The organism is uncultured Agitococcus sp. (assembly GCF_937920075.1).
Classification (GTDB): domain Bacteria; phylum Pseudomonadota; class Gammaproteobacteria; order Pseudomonadales; family Moraxellaceae; genus Agitococcus.
Window position 1 is genome coordinate 1 of the sequence record NZ_CALETI010000299.1, and the last position, 17,511, is coordinate 17,511.

19 protein-coding genes are annotated in these 17,511 nt (G+C 39.6%); 10 read left to right on the plus strand and 9 right to left on the minus strand.

Annotated elements, in window-relative coordinates; genetic code table 11:
- A partial coding sequence (locus tag Q0212_RS10435; protein WP_297925175.1) for a hypothetical protein occupies positions 1-193 on the plus strand: 193 nt, incomplete at its 5' end.
- Here Q0212_RS10435 and Q0212_RS10440 read toward each other — a convergent pair.
- Both Q0212_RS10440 and Q0212_RS10445 read right to left on the minus strand, forming a co-directional pair.
- Complete coding sequence (locus Q0212_RS10440) at positions 174-602, minus strand: YeeE/YedE family protein (RefSeq protein ID WP_297925177.1); 429 nt, start codon at positions 600-602, stop codon at positions 174-176. The genes Q0212_RS10435 and Q0212_RS10440 overlap by 20 nt on opposite strands.
- Before the next feature lie 15 nt (positions 603-617).
- Positions 618-920, minus strand: coding sequence for a metalloregulator ArsR/SmtB family transcription factor (locus Q0212_RS10445; protein ID WP_297925179.1), 303 nt, complete (start codon positions 918-920; stop codon positions 618-620).
- A 110-nt stretch (positions 921-1,030) separates the two neighbouring features.
- On the opposite strand from Q0212_RS10445, the gene Q0212_RS10450 reads away from it, so the two are divergent.
- Together Q0212_RS10450 and Q0212_RS10455 are read left to right on the plus strand one after the other, a co-directional pair.
- Entirely contained in the window at positions 1,031-1,918 is an 888-nt protein-coding gene (locus tag Q0212_RS10450; protein ID WP_297925181.1) for an MBL fold metallo-hydrolase, read from the plus strand.
- A gap of 175 nt (positions 1,919-2,093) precedes the next feature.
- Positions 2,094-3,272, plus strand: a complete 1,179-nt coding sequence (locus tag Q0212_RS10455; RefSeq protein WP_297925183.1) for a hypothetical protein — start codon at positions 2,094-2,096, stop codon at positions 3,270-3,272.
- Positions 3,273-3,330: 58 nt separating this feature from the next.
- Here the strand turns inward: Q0212_RS10455 and Q0212_RS10460 are convergent, their stop codons facing one another.
- The 3 genes from Q0212_RS10460 to Q0212_RS10470 all read right to left on the minus strand — a co-directional run bounded on the left by Q0212_RS10460 (position 3,331) and on the right by Q0212_RS10470 (position 5,885).
- Complete coding sequence (locus Q0212_RS10460) at positions 3,331-3,993, minus strand: START domain-containing protein (RefSeq protein WP_297925185.1); 663 nt, start codon at positions 3,991-3,993, stop codon at positions 3,331-3,333.
- Positions 3,994-4,134: 141 nt separating this feature from the next.
- Entirely contained in the window at positions 4,135-4,722 is a 588-nt protein-coding gene (locus Q0212_RS10465) for a response regulator (RefSeq protein ID WP_297925187.1), read from the minus strand.
- Positions 4,719-5,885: a sensor histidine kinase gene (locus tag Q0212_RS10470; protein WP_297925189.1), complete on the minus strand. Its 1,167-nt coding sequence runs from the start codon at positions 5,883-5,885 to the stop codon at positions 4,719-4,721. Before Q0212_RS10470 ends, Q0212_RS10465 begins: the two co-directional genes overlap by 4 nt.
- Before the next feature lie 38 nt (positions 5,886-5,923).
- On the opposite strand from Q0212_RS10470, the gene Q0212_RS10475 reads away from it, so the two are divergent.
- The 5 genes from Q0212_RS10475 (at position 5,924) to Q0212_RS10495 (ending at position 11,467) form a co-directional block, all read left to right on the plus strand.
- On the plus strand, positions 5,924-6,319 hold the full coding sequence (locus Q0212_RS10475) for a S4 domain-containing protein (RefSeq protein WP_297925190.1): 396 nt from the start codon (positions 5,924-5,926) through the stop codon (positions 6,317-6,319).
- A gap of 93 nt (positions 6,320-6,412) precedes the next feature.
- Positions 6,413-8,194: an arginine--tRNA ligase gene (gene argS, locus Q0212_RS10480; protein ID WP_297925192.1), complete on the plus strand. Its 1,782-nt coding sequence runs from the start codon at positions 6,413-6,415 to the stop codon at positions 8,192-8,194.
- Positions 8,195-8,252: 58 nt separating this feature from the next.
- Positions 8,253-9,056: an SPOR domain-containing protein gene (locus tag Q0212_RS10485; RefSeq protein WP_297925194.1), complete on the plus strand. Its 804-nt coding sequence runs from the start codon at positions 8,253-8,255 to the stop codon at positions 9,054-9,056.
- Between the two features lie 68 nt (positions 9,057-9,124).
- A complete protein-coding gene (locus Q0212_RS10490; RefSeq protein ID WP_297925196.1) occupies positions 9,125-9,781 on the plus strand; it encodes an OB-fold-containig protein in 657 nt (218 codons plus the stop codon).
- Positions 9,782-11,467 (plus strand): flotillin domain-containing protein, encoded by a 1,686-nt coding sequence (locus Q0212_RS10495; protein ID WP_297925199.1) that lies wholly within the window; start codon positions 9,782-9,784, stop codon positions 11,465-11,467. It abuts the gene before it with no gap.
- A 55-nt stretch (positions 11,468-11,522) separates the two neighbouring features.
- On the opposite strand, the gene Q0212_RS10500 is transcribed toward Q0212_RS10495, so the two are convergent.
- From Q0212_RS10500 to Q0212_RS10510, 3 genes are all read right to left on the minus strand, one after another.
- Positions 11,523-12,461, minus strand: a complete 939-nt coding sequence (locus Q0212_RS10500) for an alpha/beta hydrolase (protein ID WP_297925201.1) — start codon at positions 12,459-12,461, stop codon at positions 11,523-11,525.
- 115 nt (positions 12,462-12,576) lie between these two features.
- A complete protein-coding gene (locus Q0212_RS10505; RefSeq protein WP_297925202.1) occupies positions 12,577-13,104 on the minus strand; it encodes a gamma carbonic anhydrase family protein in 528 nt (175 codons plus the stop codon).
- Positions 13,105-13,174: 70 nt separating this feature from the next.
- On the minus strand, positions 13,175-13,753 hold the full coding sequence (locus Q0212_RS10510) for a CoA pyrophosphatase (protein WP_297925204.1): 579 nt from the start codon (positions 13,751-13,753) through the stop codon (positions 13,175-13,177).
- A gap of 112 nt (positions 13,754-13,865) precedes the next feature.
- On the opposite strand from Q0212_RS10510, the gene Q0212_RS10515 reads away from it, so the two are divergent.
- Positions 13,866-14,408, plus strand: a complete 543-nt coding sequence (locus Q0212_RS10515; protein ID WP_297925206.1) for an NUDIX hydrolase — start codon at positions 13,866-13,868, stop codon at positions 14,406-14,408.
- Between the two features lie 17 nt (positions 14,409-14,425).
- A complete protein-coding gene (locus Q0212_RS10520; protein ID WP_297925208.1) occupies positions 14,426-15,046 on the plus strand; it encodes a heme-binding protein in 621 nt (206 codons plus the stop codon).
- A gap of 138 nt (positions 15,047-15,184) precedes the next feature.
- Here Q0212_RS10520 and Q0212_RS10525 read toward each other — a convergent pair whose 3' ends face one another.
- Positions 15,185-17,389, minus strand: coding sequence for an OsmC domain/YcaO domain-containing protein (locus tag Q0212_RS10525; protein WP_297925211.1), 2,205 nt, complete (start codon positions 17,387-17,389; stop codon positions 15,185-15,187).
- Positions 17,390-17,511: the final 122 nt, after the last annotated feature.

Consider the following 17,511-nt stretch of genomic DNA (forward strand, 5'->3'; position numbering starts at 1 on the left):
AGTTTTCAAATTTGTCCATACTCATCTTAGAAGTATATCACGCAAACCGAAAGAAATACAACAAACGCTACTTGACAATTTGTTAGGTTGGTATCAAGAAAGCATTAATCCAAAACCAAAAATAATACCCGATAATAACGCAATGATTTTAAACATGATAATGACAGCCTCCTTTAAGCAACAAGATGTTTAATGACATACATTGTCAAAAATCCCATTGCCATAAAACTTAAGGTCGCCACTAAAGAACGCAAAGACAAATAAGATAAACCACAAACACCATGACCACTGGTACAACCACTACCATAACGTGTACCAAAGCCTACTAATAAACCTGACACTATTAACAAAGGGATATTATTGCTAATTTGCATTGGCGGTAACACGGCAAACAGTTGATATAACCACGGGGCAATCAATAACCCCATTAAAAAATACCAACGCCAAGCTTCATGATGCTGACCAGAAAATAATCCACCAACAATACCACTAATGCCTGCTACTCGCCCTACACACATAATCAGCATTGCTGAGGCTAAACCAATTAATACACCACCAATCAAAGCACTGTAGGGCGTAAAAGCAGGCCAATCTATCAACATTTAAGACTCTCAAATTTAATTGGGTGGGCAAAAACGGTTATATAACACTTGTAAAATGGCTAAGGCATCTTCACTCGCAATCCGATAGTACATTTGTTTGCCATCACGTCGGGTTTCAACCAGTGACTCTTGGCGCAACACACCTAATTGCTGTGACAAACTTGGCTGATGAATCCCCAACATTTCTTCTAATTCACTGACGCAATATTCTCCTTGTGATAATTGACATAATAGAATCAATCGATCAGGATGAGATAAAGCTTTTAATAAACTAGATGCTTTTCCAGCAGCCGCTTGCATTTGTGCTAAATCTGACATATGACATACTCATTAAATTATACACAACACTATACAAAAAAACATTTTATTAATTAATATAGCGACTTTGATTATTTGCTCGTATTAAATCTAATTTGAGGACAAAAACAATGGCTGAGTTAACAATTAAAGCCTTTTTTGAACCAGAAACCGAAACTTATAGTTATATCGTAAGTGCTGGAACAAACTCTACGGCTGCCATTATTGATCCTGTATTAGATTTTGATGCCAAATCTGGCCGTACCTTCACCAAATTTGCCGACCAATTAATAACATATATTAAACAAGAAAAATTGACTGTTGAATGGATTTTAGAAACCCATGCTCATGCCGATCATCTTAGTGCCGCATTTTATTTAAAACAACAAGTAGGTGGCAAAATTGGTATAGGTGAAAAAATAACTCAAGTACAAAAAGTTTTTAAACAACTCTTTAATTTAGAGCCAGATTTTGCAACAGATGGCCAACAATTTGATCATTTGTTTACAGACAACGAACAATTCAGCATTGGCCAACTCAGTGCCAAGGTCATTTTGGTTGCAGGTCATACCCCTGCTGATGTTGCCTATCAAATTGAAGATGCGGTTTTTATTGGTGATAGTTTATTTATGCCTGATGTGGGCACTGCTCGCTGTGATTTTCCCCAAGGTGATGCCCGAACTTTATACCATTCTATTCAAAAAATTTTGTCTTTGCCAGACGAAACACGGTTGTTTATGTGTCATGATTATCCACCAATCGAACGTAAAGAATACCATTATCTAAGTACGGTTAAAGAACAAAAAGAAAAAAACATTCATATCCGTCAAGGAATTAGCGAAGAGCAATTTGTTGAAATGCGCCAACAACGCGATGCCAGTTTAGCTATGCCTCGCTTAATTATTCCTGCTATTCAAATTAATATTCGTGCAGGAGCTTTTCCACCAGCCGACACTAATGGTGTAGTTTATTTAAAATTACCATTAAATTTACTAGGCAAAAAAAGCAACAAACCATAGAGTAAAAGCTCTAATTTACTAGAGCAAACACTCTAAACAAATTATTTAAAATCAATTAGTTAAATTTTCGCCATCCATCAAAAAACTTGTCATCATCTCGCAAATGCTGTCACCAACTATCAACGATACACTCGTATAATAATCACATCAAATAGTTGTTAAGAGTGTATTGATTATGCGTTTTAGTAAAACTTCTGCCCATGTAGTTTCTGTCAGTGCTGTCGTTTTAGGCTTAGTAGCTTGTACTGCGGCACAAATGACCCCAACATGGGAAAAGTGGTTTTCGCTCAATGAACAACAAGAACGCTACGAAACCATTCATCAAGTTATTTATGATCCTGTGGGAGCAGTGATTAGTGTTGGCTCATCCTCTTATACTGGCTCAGCAAACGATGAGTTAGTTGTCTTTAAAACGGCCACAAATGGTACTTTATTATGGAAGTCATCAACTGATTTAGATGTCTATGACCGTCCTTGGCATTCCGTTTTAGGTAGTGATGGTAGCATTTATGCTGTGACCGAAAGCAGTATCGTCAAATTTAATAGTAATGGTGTAAAACAATGGCAACGTAATATCAGTACCTTAATTGGTGCTGATGCGATGATTCGTGATGTCGAAATTAGCAACAATCAAGTTTATGTTGCAGGTCGAGACTTATTTGTATTTGATGTTAATGGCAATTTAAGCAATACCGTCGCACAAATTGCGCCATTATGGGATGTTGCCATTCATAGCACAGGCATTTATACCGCTGGTACAGGTTATGTTCGTCGTTATAATGCTAATTTAAGCCCAGTTTGGACTTATGCTCATCCAGACGTACAAAATCCACCTGCGGATTTAGCGATTGCTAACGATGGTACAGTTTATGCTGCAACCTACAATGACGAACCACAAGACAGTGCTTATTTAACACGCATTAATAGTAATGGTGTTCAAGTTTGGACAAAATTCTTTAATGATCCAGATACCAGCTCATTTAATATGCCAGGTATGCCCAAGGTCAGTATATTACCTAATGGCAACTTAGTCTTAGGTTTATCGCAACAACCTACGCGTATTATTAATATTATTGATGCTGCGACTGGCAATGTTAAATCTAGCAACACGCAAAAAGTTGGTTTAATTAATGAATTAGAAGTGGACAGTAAAGGCGGTATTTATGTGGTTGGTGGCAAAACTCCACAAAAATTTGATAGTACTGGTACATTATTAGCCAATGGCCGTATTCCAGCAGACGTTGAAATAACTAGTGGTGGTTTAGCATTTACAAGTAGCCAAATTTTTGTAGGTGCTGGTGCATTTAACAATAGCCAAATGAAAATTTATTTATCTAGTTATGCTAACCAGTAATATTTACTAGAGGCTATAACCCAATAAAAAAGGCGCAATTTGCGCCTTTTTTATTGGATCAAACAGGCTCTTTGATGCCTGCTAAACGAGCGGTTTGAAAGCGCGACTCGTTTATCAATTTTTTCATACCCAACAATGAATTATAGGGATGTTCTTGAATCAACAAATTTACAATCACTGCTGGTACTGCACCACCTAAATCGGCATGACCTGTCATCGTTACTTCGACTTGACCATTGGCTAAAGGTCTAAATAACCACCCTCCCTCAACGCTTGGCATACGTTCATAACCTTCACGGACAGGATGATTGTCAACACTGCGACTGTCAATTCTAACCACATGTGTTTCGGGGTCTTGTGTCACTTTACCTTTGACAACAGATTCACGATCTTTAAATGGCCAAGGAAAATCACTCACTACTCGAATCACAAAATCCATGTTGTTATTCTCTAATTTTAAGGGATCAACTGCCAATGTACGATACAACCAGCGATTCGCTGAATCCGTATCCATCACCATTGCTACCGCACCTGTTAAGCTGCTTTTTACGGTGGTGACTGCTTTAAAACCATAATATGGACTATCTGGCAAACGATAAGACCAAATTTTAATGCCATTTTTATCTAAAATGAGTTTCATATCTAGTCGCTCTACTGCTGCCATTGCTGTTTGTGTAAATACAGTAAAAACAAGGCTTAACACCAATACGATTAGTCTCACACTATTCTCCAGAATATCGGCCAGCTTAGCTAAAATAATAAATAGCAAGTGACCAAAACCACAGTGACAAACGTCATACTAAATAGTGTAATTAATTTCTATAGGCAAACACTTGGCTGTTAATGCCATTTTTTTTGATGATTAAGCCAAACCTAACTCACGTAAACGAATAATCGCTTGAGTTCGATCTCTCACTTCTAACTTTTCTAAAATAATCGATAAATAATTACGTACCGTACCTGCACTCAGTTGCAAGGCTTGTGCAATTTCTTTATTTTGTTTACCAGCACACAACTGAGCAATAATTGCTAATTCACGGCGACTAAAAACAGTATGTGTTGGCACATTAGGACTGGCCAACGTTTTACCTTGTGCCACCGTTCTAATCGCAGCCGTTAATTGCTCATGGGCAATATCCTTTAATAAACAAGCTTGTGCGCCTAATTGTTTACCTTGAGCAATGGTAATTGGCTCATCAAAGGTAGTTAACAAAATAACTGGCGTAAAATCACCTAATAAGCGCATTTCACGCAAGGTATCTAAACCATTACGTTTGGGCATTCTAATATCTAACAATACTACATCAGGTTTTAGTAGCGGTAATTTGGCCAAACAATCTTCACCATCAACCGCTTGACCAATCACTTGTAAATCTTGTTCAAAGCCTAATAACGCAACAATGCCCTGACGCACTAATTCTTGGTCATCAACCACCAATAAGCGAATCATGACAAATTCTCCTCTGCAAAAAAGACACTGACGGTAAAGCCTTCAGGTGTCGAGATTGTTTTTAAACAGCCGCCTAATTCTGTTATTCTTTCTTCTAAACCGCGTAAGCCATTTCCTGAACTAAAATCAACTGTTTTACGTGGCCGACCATTATCTTTGACTAATAATAAAATGCCATTTTCGTGTGGCAGCAAACTAATCCACAACCGACAAGCATCGCTGTGTTTTAAGCTGTTGGTAATCGCTTCTTGCACCACTCTTAATAGACAATTCGCCATTTGCTCATCAATTAAATCAATCAGTTCTTGATTAATATCCACATCAAATTCCAAAAATGGAATATTTGATAGCATTGACTCTAATAAAACATTAAAACTAGATTCTTCATCACGTAATTGCTGAACGGTGGTGCGTACATCACTAAATAATTCTTTGGCTAAATCTTGCACTTGACTTAACTCACCCACCACAGATTCAGGTAATTTACGTTCTAAAATTTGTAATTGTATGGTTAATGCGACCAAATGATGTCCCATTTGGTCGTGCAAATCACGGGCAATCCGTGTTCGTTCATTTCTTGCCACTGCTTCACTTAATAATTGTTGTGTTGCTCTAAGTTGAGCATGTGCTGTTGCTGTTTCTTGATGAGCTTGCCACTCGGCAATATTACAAAATGCCATATACCATAAGGCACTTTGTGCTAATAACAAAAACAACATAAACACGACAAAGGGTAAGGTATGTTGTAAGGCGGCAACAGTGACAGATGTCAATAAAAAAACGCTATTGGCGACTAAGGCACTAAAACGATTTAACAATGGCGCAAAATTGACTAATAAAAAACATAAAAAGAAACTTTCAATCGGCGGAAGCAGTAAATAATGTGCCAACCAAAAAGCACTGCCATACCCTGCAATTAAGCATCCCCAAATAAAAATATCTTGATTATCTATTTGCCAACGTCTTGAGGTTACTATCAGCCAAAAAAGCCTTAATAGGGCAAATAATGCACCAATACCATTAAGTGCAATGAGTAAAAAATAAAGACTTTTACCTTGCAAAACAGCAACTTGAGTTAGTTGCCAAACAGCTAGCAACCATGCAACCACACCAAACAAAATAATGACAGGTTGACGACGTAAAAATGGCACAGCATCATGCATAATATTATTCTTCTGCAAATTTTTTTAGAGAATGTTTAATGACTGAGTCTGATGATAAAGTGCGAATTGATAAATGGCTATGGGCTGCACGATTTTTTAAAACACGTTCGTTAGCAAAAGATGCCATTGAAGGCGGCAAGGTTCATTGTGAAGGGCAACGGGTTAAAGTCAGTAAAGAAGCAAAAGTAGGCATGGAGTTAACCATTAAACAAGGCTTTGAAGATAAAACTGTGGTCATTACAGCTCTGTCTGAAGTGCGTCGTGGTGCGCCCGAAGCGCAATTGTTATATAGTGAAACAACAGAAAGTCTTGCGAAACGTCAGCATTTAAATGAACAGCGTAAAGCAGCAAACTTAGCCTATCCTGACCACCGCCCTAACAAAAAAGAACGGCGACAGATTCATAAGTTTCAAGATTCATGGCGAGAGGGTTAAAAATTAATCCTACATTTTGTCCAACAACTTTAACTATTCCCTGTTATTTTTAGGTACAATTTTGTTCCTTTTTTATTTGTATTTTTGAGTGCCATGAAAAGTCAGCTTCAAGCCTTATTAGATAAAGCGTTACAACAGTTACAGCAACAGCAAGTGATTCCAACTGATTGGGTGAATAAAAGCACTTTAGAACGTACTCGCGACAATAGTCATGGCGACTGGGCAAGTAACTTAGCAATGGTTGCTGCCAAAGCAGCAGGTTTAAAACCACGTGATCTGGCACAAAAAATTGTTGATGCCTTACCAAACAATGCCGTTATTAGCAAAATTGACATTGCTGGGCCGGGTTTTATTAATTTTTATTTGCAAGCTCAAGCTGAATTTGCGGTGTTAAATACCATTCTTGAGCAAAAAGAACAGTTTGGTTGTAGCCAATATGGCCAACAACAAAAAGTACAAGTTGAGTTTGTCTCAGCTAATCCAACCTCTTCCCTTCACGTTGGGCATGGTCGTGGTGCTGCTTATGGCATGACCGTTGCCAACCTTTTAGAAGCAATTGGCTATCAAGTTGAACGTGAATATTATGTCAATGACGCTGGTCGTCAGATGGCAATTTTAGCCACTAGCACCTTCTTGCGTTATTTGCAGCTTAATGGCGCAGAATTTAAATTTCCATCAAATGGTTACAAAGGCGATTATATTTTTGATATTGCCAAAACAGTCATTTCAGCACATGGCACACAATGGCAACAAGACATCAATGCTGTTTTTGCCGATGTACCTGCTGATGAAGTTAAAAACGAGGCTGGCGAAGTCATTAGTGGTGACAAAGAGGCCCATATTGATGGTTTAATTGATAATAGCCGTCGTTTATTAGGTGCTGAAGGCTACAACGTATTTTTCCGTGCTGCCTTAGATAGTATTTTAGATGACATTAAAGACGATTTAGCAGGCTTTGGTGTCACTTACGACCAATGGTTCTCCGAAAAAACCTTAGCCGATGATGGCTCTATTGAGCGTGTAGTTAAACGCTTACAAGACAATGGCTTTATTTATGAAAAAGGCGGCGCGTTATGGTTTAAGTCTACCGACTTTGGTGATGAAAAAGACCGTGTTGTGGTCAGAGATAATGGTCAAGCCACCTACTTTGCTTCTGATATTGCCTATCACTTAAACAAATTTGAACGTGGCTTAGACAAAATCGTCAATATTTGGGGTGCAGATCACCACGGCTATATTACCCGTGTTAAAGCAGCAATTACGGCTTTAGGTTTAGATGCCAATAAATTAGACGTATTGTTAGTACAATTTGTCACTTTATGGCGCAGTGGTGAACAAGTACAAATGTCCTCACGTTCGGGACAATTTATTACTTTACGCGAATTACGTGAAGAAGTGGGTAATGATGCAGCTCGCTTTTATTACATTACTCGCAAAAGCGAACAACACATTGATTTTGATTTAGATTTGGCTAAATCACAAAGTAAAGATAACCCTGTTTATTATATTCAATATGCTCATGCGCGTATTTGCCGTGTGTTTGAAAAACTGCAAGAAAAAGGCTTGAGCTTTACGATTGCCGAAGGTCAACAAGCTTTATCTGCGCTTAATATTGAAGTTGAACGTGACTTAGTCAAAAAGCTTGCTGCTTATCCAGAAGTATTGCAACAAGCTGCTTTAGCTTATGAGCCACATCAGTTATCTAACTATTTAAAAGACTTAGCTAGTCAATTTCATGGTTGGTATAACGAACATATTGTTCTACACGATGATGTCCAAATTCGTCATGCACGGTTATTATTGAGTACCGCCATTAAACAAGTTTTAGCTAACGGCTTAAACTTATTAGGTGTTCAAGCGCCTGAGTCCATGTAATTTTAGATAAAACGCTCCTCAGCTCTTCAAGAGCGAGGAGATTTTGAGAGTAACAACTGTGTTTAAGTACGGAAAAAAGAGACCCCAAGGTGCAACTCGTGCCGCACCAAAAACAACCACGCCTAGCGGTAACTCTACCCCACAAGGTGGACTACCGAGCTGGTTGTTAGTTGGTTTTGGTGTCTCTGTGGGTGCGGTTATTGCGTCTGGTTTATTTATGTGGCAGCCTTGGCGTCCTGTGCAACCCAAAACAGAACCGACTGCAACTGTACAAACTACGCCTGAGACATCAACTACCGATAAAACGAGTGATCCTAAATTTGACTTTTATGATTTACTACCTAGTCAGGAAGTGACAACAACTCAAGCTCCACCGACTGAAACAACAACATCTACCACTCCAGCAAAAGTTGATGCCCCTAAAGTAGAAGCTAAAACGGATAAACCCAAAGAAACAGATTTAGCCTCAGAAAAAGCACAGGCTGAAAAAGTAAAAAAAGAAAAAGAAGCCGAAAAAGCTAAAGAAAAAGCACAGGCTGAAAAAGCTAAAGCGTTAGCAAAACAAAAAGCTGAAGCCGAAAAAGCAAAAAAAGAAAAGGAAACTGAAAAAGCTAAAGATACAGCACGTTATACCCTACAAGCAGGTTCATTTAAGAATAAAGCCGATGCAGATCGCCGTCGAGCAACCGCTGCTCTTTCAGGTTTACCTGTGAAAGTCCAAAAAGTTACCGTTAAAGAAGGTGAAGAATGGTATCGTGTAGTGGTTGGCCCATTTACAGGTAAAGAAAATGCCAAAGACGCTCGTCAAACTTTACAAGGTGAAGGCATTGATAGCTTGATGATAAAACAAGATAAAAAATAACTTTTGGCATTGCCACTGATTTTTAGTATTCTCAAAAAAAGTTTTATAAAATTTATTTGAGTATCACGATGGATTGGTTGTTTGCTGACGGTGTTGCCCCGTTTAGCCTTGCCTTAATGCTAATGTTTGGCTTAGGCATTATCGAAATTATTAGCTTAATCTTAGGTTTTAGTTTTTCTACACATCATGGTTTGCCTGACCTACATCATCCCGATGTTCATGTTGATTTAGATGTCAGTCATAGTGTCTTAGGCTGGTTACAAATTGGCCGCGCTCCCCTACTTATCTTGTTGATTTTATTCCTCTTGGGCTTTGGCCTGAGTGGTGTTATTTTGCAACATTTTGCCGCTCAATTTTTGGGTGGCTTTAGTCATGCAGGGGTAATTGCTGTACCAAGCACTCTCATTGGACTCTATCACATGAATATTGGTGGACGTTTAGTGCATAAATATCTGCCTAAAGACGAAACGCAATCCATTTCTAAAAATAGCTTTATTGGTCAAACAGTGACCATTACCACAGGTCATGCTCAATTGGGGCAGCCTGCCGAAGCTAAATTTCAAGATCAATTTGGGCAAATGCATTATGTCATGGTTGAACCTGACGAGGCCGACTACAGCTTTAACGAAGGCTCAACCGCGTTAATTATTCGCCAAGATGGCGAAATTTATCGCGTTGTCCCCAATATTGATTATTTACTTGCTAAAACACGGAGCCAACAATAAATGAATCTGGGAAATTTAATTAGTTATTTAATTATCTGTGGCGTTATTTTATTTGCGCTGATTATTATCGGGGTGATTATTGCTCGCCTCTATAAACGCTCCACCAAAGAACAAAGTTTTGTACGTACAGGTTTTGGTGGCCAAGCCGTGATTATGAATGGTGGCGCCTTAGTTTTACCCGTATTACATGAGCTGATTTGGGTCAACATGAATACATTACGTTTAGAAGTTAAACGTGAAAAACAAGAGTCGTTAATTACCAAAGACAAAATGCGCGTTGATGTGGGTGTTGAATTTTATGTGCGTGTTAACCCTACCGAAGAAGCCATTGCCGCAGCCGCTCAAACCTTGGGCGCAAGAACACTCAATGCCAATGAGTTGCGCACATTAATTGAAGGTAAATTTGTCGCTGCCTTACGTGCGTGTGCGGCACAAATGGATATGGCCGAAATGCACGAACATCGTTCTCGTTTTGTGCAAAGCGTGCAATCCATTGTGGTTGAAGACTTAGCTAAAAACGGTTTGGAACTAGAAAGCTCTTCCCTCACCCACTTTAACCAAACCAAAGTAGAATACTTTGACCCACAAAATGCTTTTGATGCCGAAGGTTTAACCCGTTTAACCGAACAAACCGAAAATCGTCGTAAAGAGCGTAATAACATTGAACAAGAAACGGCTGTGTCTATTGCGACTAAAAATCTAGAAGCCAATCGTCAACAGCTTGAAATTGAACAGCAAAACGAATTTGCTAAACTTGCCCAAGAACGGGAAATTGAAACCCGTAAAGCCCAACAAGCGGCTGAAATTGCGGCTCAACAAGCCGACAGACAACGTGAATCACAACAAGCGCAAATTGCTGCTAAACAACAAACAGATACTTCGCGTATTGCCGCAGAGCGAACCATTAAAGAGCAAGAAGTTGAAGCCGAACGCAAAGTAACCATTGCCAAAATCGAAAAAGATAAAGCCATTCAAATTGCTCAACAAGCGACCAACATTGAGATTGCAGGCAAAAGCCGAGATGAATCAGTAGCCAAAGCCGAAGCCGATCAAGCACGTGCAGAAGCGGTTAAAGCCGAAGAAGGTGTTGTCACTTCACGTCAAATTGCAGTGGCTGAACGGGAAAAATCTATTCAATTGGTCGAAGCACGCAAAAAAGCCGAACAAGATGCGATTGGTATTACTGTGGCAGCTGAAGCTGACCGTGATGCGGCTAAAGCAAAAGCGGAATCCTTACAAACGCAAGCCACTGCGGAAGCCGAAGCAGATCGGATTCGTGCCGAAGGTATTCGCGCGAAATATGCTGCTGAAGCGGATGGTAAACGCATGATTAACGAAGCTGACAATACTTTGTCACCTGAGTTAATTGCGATGCAAGTTAAAATGTTGTTAATTAAAGAGCTACCCAAAATTATTGAGCAATCGGTTAAGCCTTTGGAGCAAATTGATGGCATTAAGATTATTCAAATTGAAGGCATTAATGGCGCAAATGGTGGTTCAACAGTCAATGGTGAAAGTACACCCGTTACTAATGGCAATTTAAGTGAACAAGTGGTTGCTAGTGCCTTACGTTATCGTGCTCAAGCACCGTTAATTGACCAGTTAATGCAAGAAGTTGGCTTGTCGGGAGGTAGTCCTCAAGGATTGGTTAATAGTTTGTTGAAGAACGAAGATAAAACCAATTAATTGACTCTATGAAAGATTGCTCAAGGTCTGCGCTAAAGCCTTGAGCAATAACTCATCATGCAATCCTTTCTCTAACAAACTTCACTACCGCCGCCATTGCCTCATTAGTTGAATCACACAAATGTGGCAAGCTTAAAAAGCCATGAATATCCGGATAATGTTCATGTTGCGTATGATTACCTGCGGCTTTAAGTTTTTGCACATAGGCAAAACCATCTTCACGTAAAATATCAAACTCACCCGTAATCATTAAACAGGGTGGCAAATTGGCAAAATCCGTACTAAATAACGGTGAAACTTGTTCATCATATTTATCAGCATCTTGGCGAATATAACAATCGACAAAAAACTGCATCATCTTTTTGCTTAATACAGGTGCATCAGGATATTGTTTAACACTTTCACTGGTTAACGTGGTATCCAATACAGGATAAACCAACACTTGACCGCATAGTTGTTGACGGTATTTACGGGCTAATACGGCTGACAGGTTACCACCTGCACTATCACCCATGACCAACATTTTTTGACTATTCGCGTGTAAGTTAGCAGCGTGAGCGATGACCCAATTTAACACCGCCTCACATTGTAAGATTGGTACAGGAAACTTTACCCACGGAGCTAATGCATAATCGACCGAAATTACCAAACAATCGGTTTGCTTAGCGATACGACGGCATAGGGCATCATGGGTTTCTAAATTACCAATCACCCAGCCACCTGCATGAAAAAATAAAATCACTGGCAAGTCCGTGGCTAGGCTTGGATAATAACAACGTACTGTCACATCGCCCACTGCACAAGGGACTTGATGTTGTACCACACGTGCCATTGTTTCACTCTTGCCAAATAACATACGTCCCAACACAGGATGTACGCCTGAGCGTTGAAAGGCTTTTAAAAAGGCATCAGGTGCATAAGCTAAATATTCTGACGGTGCGGCAATCGCAGCTAATAAACGAGTTTTTAGAGGTAAAGCTTGGTATTTAGACATAAAAAACCTTGAATTTTAAGAACTATATAGCCCTCACCCCCACCCTCTCCCACAGGGCGAGGGAGTTCTCTCTCCCTTTGGGAGAGAGTTAGAGTGAGGGGAAAATACCATATACTTAATTTGCAGAATGCGGTTTGAGTTGAGTTTGGTAACGCTTAAAGTTTTCAACGTAGTGCAAAGCACTCATTTGCAACATCATCGCTTGGCCTTCAGAAATGGTTTTCACCACTTTTGCAGGCGACCCCACCACTAAAGAATTATCAGGAATTTCTTGGCGCTCAGTGACTAAAGCATTTGCGCCAATAATACAGTTTTTACCAATTTTGGCATGATTTAGCACCACAGCATTAATGCCAATCAAGGTGTTATCACCAATCGTGCAACCATGTAACATGGCTTTATGGCCAACCGTGACATTTTTACCAATGGTTAATGGTACACCACTATCGGTATGCAACACTGAACCATCTTGAATATTGCTATTTTCGCCAATGCTAATCGTGTCATTGTCGGCACGAATCACCACATTAAACCAAACGCTCACATTATTTTCTAAAACAACCGAGCCAATGACAGTGGCATTATCCGCAATCCAATAGTCGCCATGGGTTTGTAATTGGCGATCACCTAAACTGTAAATCATGATTTTTCTCGTGGCTAAACCATCAAATTAAAGAAGCTTGTTGATGTTGTATATGGGCGATTTGGCCAAGTTAGTCGCGCTTTAAAGGATTGGGCCAACGCCAATCAATATCGGCATCATAAACTTGGCGCATAAACTCAACGATCATAAATCCTGTTAAGCCCCAAATCACATAACCTTGATAGTTAAAACTCGGCACAGGAATGCTGAGTCCCATATATTTGATTTTGTGTTGATAATTGGGTTTTTGTTGTAAAAACACATCTAAAGGAACGGTAAAGATACTGTCAATTTCATCAGGACTTGGGGTTAGCTGTGGAATATCCTCTAGTAAACCAATAATTGGTTTTACTTTGATGCCAACACGTGAGGTAAAAATCCCCAACTCACCGACAACTTCTACATCTTGTGGATTTAAGTCAATTTCTTCTTGTGCTTCACGTAATGCAGTATAAATTAAAGAACTATCGGTCTTATCGCGTTTTCCACCTGGAAAAGCGACCTCCCCTGCATGACTTTTTAAATGGGCAGCACGTTGCGTTAAAATGAGTCGTGGAATGTCTTCACGAGTCATTGCCATTAATACCGCTGCATCAGCTTTGTGCTGTGCGCTATCGTTGGGTAAGCGTTGTAATAGTTGTTGCAACATGGGACTTTAGTTCTAATTTGATGCTTGTAACAATAGTACGGCTTTTGTGAGTAGGCAGACAAGTTTTTTCTCGTTAGAGTATGCACCATTCAATAAATTCGTGGATATGACAATGAAATTTTGTAGTGCTTGTGGTCATCCTGTTGTGCAAAAAATTCCTCAAGGGGACAGTCGTTTACGTTATGTGTGTGAAAGTTGCGAGACGATTCACTATCAAAATCCGCATATCATTTGTGGTTGCTTACCAACATGGCAAGATAAAGTATTGTTGTGTAAACGCGGTATTGAGCCACGTTATGGTTTGTGGACGTTGCCTGCTGGCTTTATGGAGAATTTAGAAACGACTCAAGAAGGTGCAGCACGTGAGACATGGGAAGAAGCACATGCCAAGGTAAAAATTGGTGAGTTGTATTGTGTGTTTAATATTCCACAAATTAGCCAAGTGTATATGATGTATCGTGGTGAAATTATTGATGGTCAATTTGGCGTAGGCGAAGAAAGTATTGAAGCAGGCTTGTTTGATGAAGAATCTATTCCTTGGGATGAATTAGCTTTTGCTAGCATTAAACGTACCTTACGTTACTTTTTTGCCGACCGCAAACTTGGCCATTTCCCCGTTAGAGTTGAAGATTTGGTGCATGGTAGTCGAGATTAAATAGGAGTGATTACATCATGAACCGCTATATCAAACAGTCGATTTTAATGATGTTTTTAACTCTACTAGGAATGCAAGCAATGGCGATTGAAGAAGCCAAATACACAGTTTTAAAACAAGAAGGACAGTTGGAGTTGCGCCAATATGCGCCTCATATTGTTGCTGAAACACTGGTAGAAAGTGACTTTGAAGGTGCAGGCAATAAAGCATTTAGACGCTTATTTAACTATATTTCTGGTAATAATGAATCACGTCAAGAAATTGCCATGACAGCACCTGTTTCGCAAGCAGAAAAAGGTGAAAAAATTGCGATGACTGTGCCTGTTGGTCAACAACTATCAGGCAAAAATTGGGTAGTTAGTTTTATGATGCCAGCTTCCTACACTTTAGAGACATTACCCAAACCTAAAGATAACCAAGTTATTTTAAGACAAGTGCCTGAGCATTATGTCGCAGCGATTCGTTACTCGGGCTTTTGGAGTCAAAAAAGCTATAATCATCATAAACAACAACTTGAGGCGTGGATTAAAAAACAATCCTTTAAGACAACAGGTGAAGCCATTTGGGCAAGATATAATGCTCCCTTTACACCGTGGTTTTTTAGACGTAATGAAATTTTAGTGCCTGTAGAACAGTAGCCTGTTTGAAAGATAAAGCCCTTATTTCGCTGCGTTGTGTATGGGCTACTTGCTAGCAAGCGTAGGATAGGTTGAGGCACGAAACCCGTCGCGCATTGATTTGGTTAATACATGGTGGGTTTCGTATCCCAATTCACATTAGCCACGATTTGCCGCTATCCTCGCCCTAGCCCCATGCAACTTTTTATAGTTATCAATTAAGCGTTGATGTCGGTCTAAGCCTTCTAATTTCATACTAGTCGGTGTTAAACCATAAAAACGTACAGTGCCATTCACCGAGCCAAGTACGGCATCCATTTTTTCATCGCCAAACATTCGTCTAAAATTAAACAGATAATCGTCTAATGTTAAATCGTCATCTAACATCACCTCTAACACCACATTCATACATTGATAAAACAAACCACGCTCTACGGTATTAGTGTTGTATTGCAAAAAGCGTTCAACTAACTCTTTGGCTTCAGAAAACTGCTGTAAAGCTAAATGAATCAATAGCTTTAATTCTAAAATGGTTAATTGTCCCCATGGCGTATTGTCGTCAAATTCAATACCAATTAAGGTGACAATATCGGTGTAATCATCCAAATCACTTTCTTCTAAACGCTCAAGCAATTTAGCTAACTTGTTATCATCTAAACGATGTAAATTTAAAATATCTTCACGGAATAATAAGGCTTTGTTAGTATTATCCCAAATCAAATCTTCAACAGGATAAATTTCGGAATAATTGGGCACTAAAATACGGCAAGCAGGTGCGCCCAATTCGGTATAAACTGCCATGTACACTTCTTTACCCAAGTCTTTGAGAATGCCAAACAAGGTGGCCGCTTCCTCAACATTAGCGTTCTCACCTTGACTGCTAAAATCCCACTCCACAAACTCAAAATTAGCCTTGGCACTAAAAAACCGCCACGACACCAAACCACTCGAATCAATAAAATGTTCGACAAAATTATTGGGTTCGGTGACTGCATTGCTTTGAAAGGTAGGTCGAGGCAAGTCATTTAAACCTTCAAAACTACGCCCTTGCAATAACTCGGTTAAACTACGTTCTAAGGCGACTTCAAAACTGGGATGTGCACCAAATGAGGCAAACACGCCACCTGTCCGTGGGTTCATTAAGGTCACACACATCACAGGATATTTACCACCCATGGACGCATCTTTGACTAACACAGGAAAGCCCTGCTCTTCTAAACCTTTGATGCCTGCAACAATCTGTGGATATTTTGCCAATACGGCTTGTGGCACATCGGGTAAGGCCATCTCCCCTTCTAAAATTTCGCGTTTTACCGCCCGTTCAAAAATTTCGGATAAACACTGTACTTGCGCTTCAGCAATGGTATTGCCTGCACTCATGCCATTACTTAAAAATAAATTCTCAATTAAGTTAGACGGGAAATACACCACTTCGCCATCCGATTGACGGACAAAAGGCAAACAACAAATGCCACGTTTGACATTACCCGAATTAGTGTCATACAAATGTGAACCGCGTAATTCGCCATCAGGGTTATAAATTTCGCGGCAATAATCGTCTAAAATTTCTTTGGGTAAACGGTCTCGAAAGGCAGGTTTAAACCATTTTTCATCGGGATGATGGACAAAATCGGCATTAGCGATTTCTTCACCCCAAAACTGGCCGTGATAAAAAAAGTTGCAGTTGAGTCGTTCAATAAATTCGCCCAAGGCAGAGGCCAAGGCACTTTCTTTGCTTGCGCCTTTACCGTTGGTAAAACACATGGGCGAATGGGCATCCCGAATATGCAACGACCAGACATTTGGCACAATATTACGCCACGAGGCGATTTCGATTTTCATGCCCAAATTAGCCATAATGCTCGACATATTGGCAATGGTTTGTTCTAGGGGTAAATCCTTGCCCAAAATATAGGTATTATTTTCAGATGTTAGATTGGGCATTAACAAGGCTTGGGCATCGGCATCAATACTTTCAACGTCTTCAATAACAAAATCGGGCATGGTTTGTACCACTTTTTTAACGGTACAACGGTCGATTGAACGCAAAATACCTTGTCGGTCTTTGTCTGAAATATCGGCTGGCAGTTCGACTTGAATCTTAAAAATTTGTTTATAGCGATTTTCGGGGTCAACAATGTTGTTTTGCGACAGACGAATGTTATCGGTGGAAATGTTGCGTGTTTGGCAATACAACTTAACAAAATACGCGGCACATAAGGCAGAAGACGCTAAAAAGTAATCAAATGGGCCGGGTGCAGAACCATCACCTTTATATCGAATCGGTTGGTCGGCGATTACCGTGAAGTCATCAAACTTTGCTTCGAGTCGAAGTTTGTCAAGAAAATTGACTTTAATTTCCATGAGAGTACCTAAAAATTATGTGAATAGGGTAATACAGGCGTTTTGATAAATGGCATTATTTATATGTTAGGTTGTGCTTTGGCCAGCTTGCTTATTGACTTGAACTTGAAGTTTGTTTTGGT

Excerpts from the sequence above, each read along its gene's own strand:
- Q0212_RS10440 (WP_297925177.1), bottom strand. The coding sequence starts at position 602 with ATGTTGATAGATTGGCCTGCTTTTACGCCCTACAGTGCTTTGATTGGT.
- Q0212_RS10445 (WP_297925179.1), bottom strand. The coding sequence starts at position 920 with ATGTCAGATTTAGCACAAATGCAAGCGGCTGCTGGAAAAGCATCTAGT.
- Q0212_RS10450 (WP_297925181.1), top strand. The coding sequence starts at position 1,031 with ATGGCTGAGTTAACAATTAAAGCCTTTTTTGAACCAGAAACCGAAACT.
- Q0212_RS10455 (WP_297925183.1), top strand. The coding sequence starts at position 2,094 with ATGCGTTTTAGTAAAACTTCTGCCCATGTAGTTTCTGTCAGTGCTGTC.
- Q0212_RS10465 (WP_297925187.1), bottom strand. The coding sequence starts at position 4,722 with ATGATTCGCTTATTGGTGGTTGATGACCAAGAATTAGTGCGTCAGGGC.
- Q0212_RS10470 (WP_297925189.1), bottom strand. The coding sequence starts at position 5,885 with ATGCATGATGCTGTGCCATTTTTACGTCGTCAACCTGTCATTATTTTG.
- Q0212_RS10475 (WP_297925190.1), top strand. The coding sequence starts at position 5,924 with ATGACTGAGTCTGATGATAAAGTGCGAATTGATAAATGGCTATGGGCT.
- argS (WP_297925192.1), top strand. The coding sequence starts at position 6,413 with ATGAAAAGTCAGCTTCAAGCCTTATTAGATAAAGCGTTACAACAGTTA.
- Q0212_RS10490 (WP_297925196.1), top strand. The coding sequence starts at position 9,125 with ATGGATTGGTTGTTTGCTGACGGTGTTGCCCCGTTTAGCCTTGCCTTA.
- Q0212_RS10495 (WP_297925199.1), top strand. The coding sequence starts at position 9,782 with ATGAATCTGGGAAATTTAATTAGTTATTTAATTATCTGTGGCGTTATT.
- Q0212_RS10500 (WP_297925201.1), bottom strand. The coding sequence starts at position 12,461 with ATGTCTAAATACCAAGCTTTACCTCTAAAAACTCGTTTATTAGCTGCG.
- Q0212_RS10505 (WP_297925202.1), bottom strand. The coding sequence starts at position 13,104 with ATGATTTACAGTTTAGGTGATCGCCAATTACAAACCCATGGCGACTAT.
- Q0212_RS10510 (WP_297925204.1), bottom strand. The coding sequence starts at position 13,753 with ATGTTGCAACAACTATTACAACGCTTACCCAACGATAGCGCACAGCAC.
- Q0212_RS10515 (WP_297925206.1), top strand. The coding sequence starts at position 13,866 with ATGAAATTTTGTAGTGCTTGTGGTCATCCTGTTGTGCAAAAAATTCCT.
- Q0212_RS10520 (WP_297925208.1), top strand. The coding sequence starts at position 14,426 with ATGAACCGCTATATCAAACAGTCGATTTTAATGATGTTTTTAACTCTA.
- Q0212_RS10525 (WP_297925211.1), bottom strand. The coding sequence starts at position 17,389 with ATGGAAATTAAAGTCAATTTTCTTGACAAACTTCGACTCGAAGCAAAG.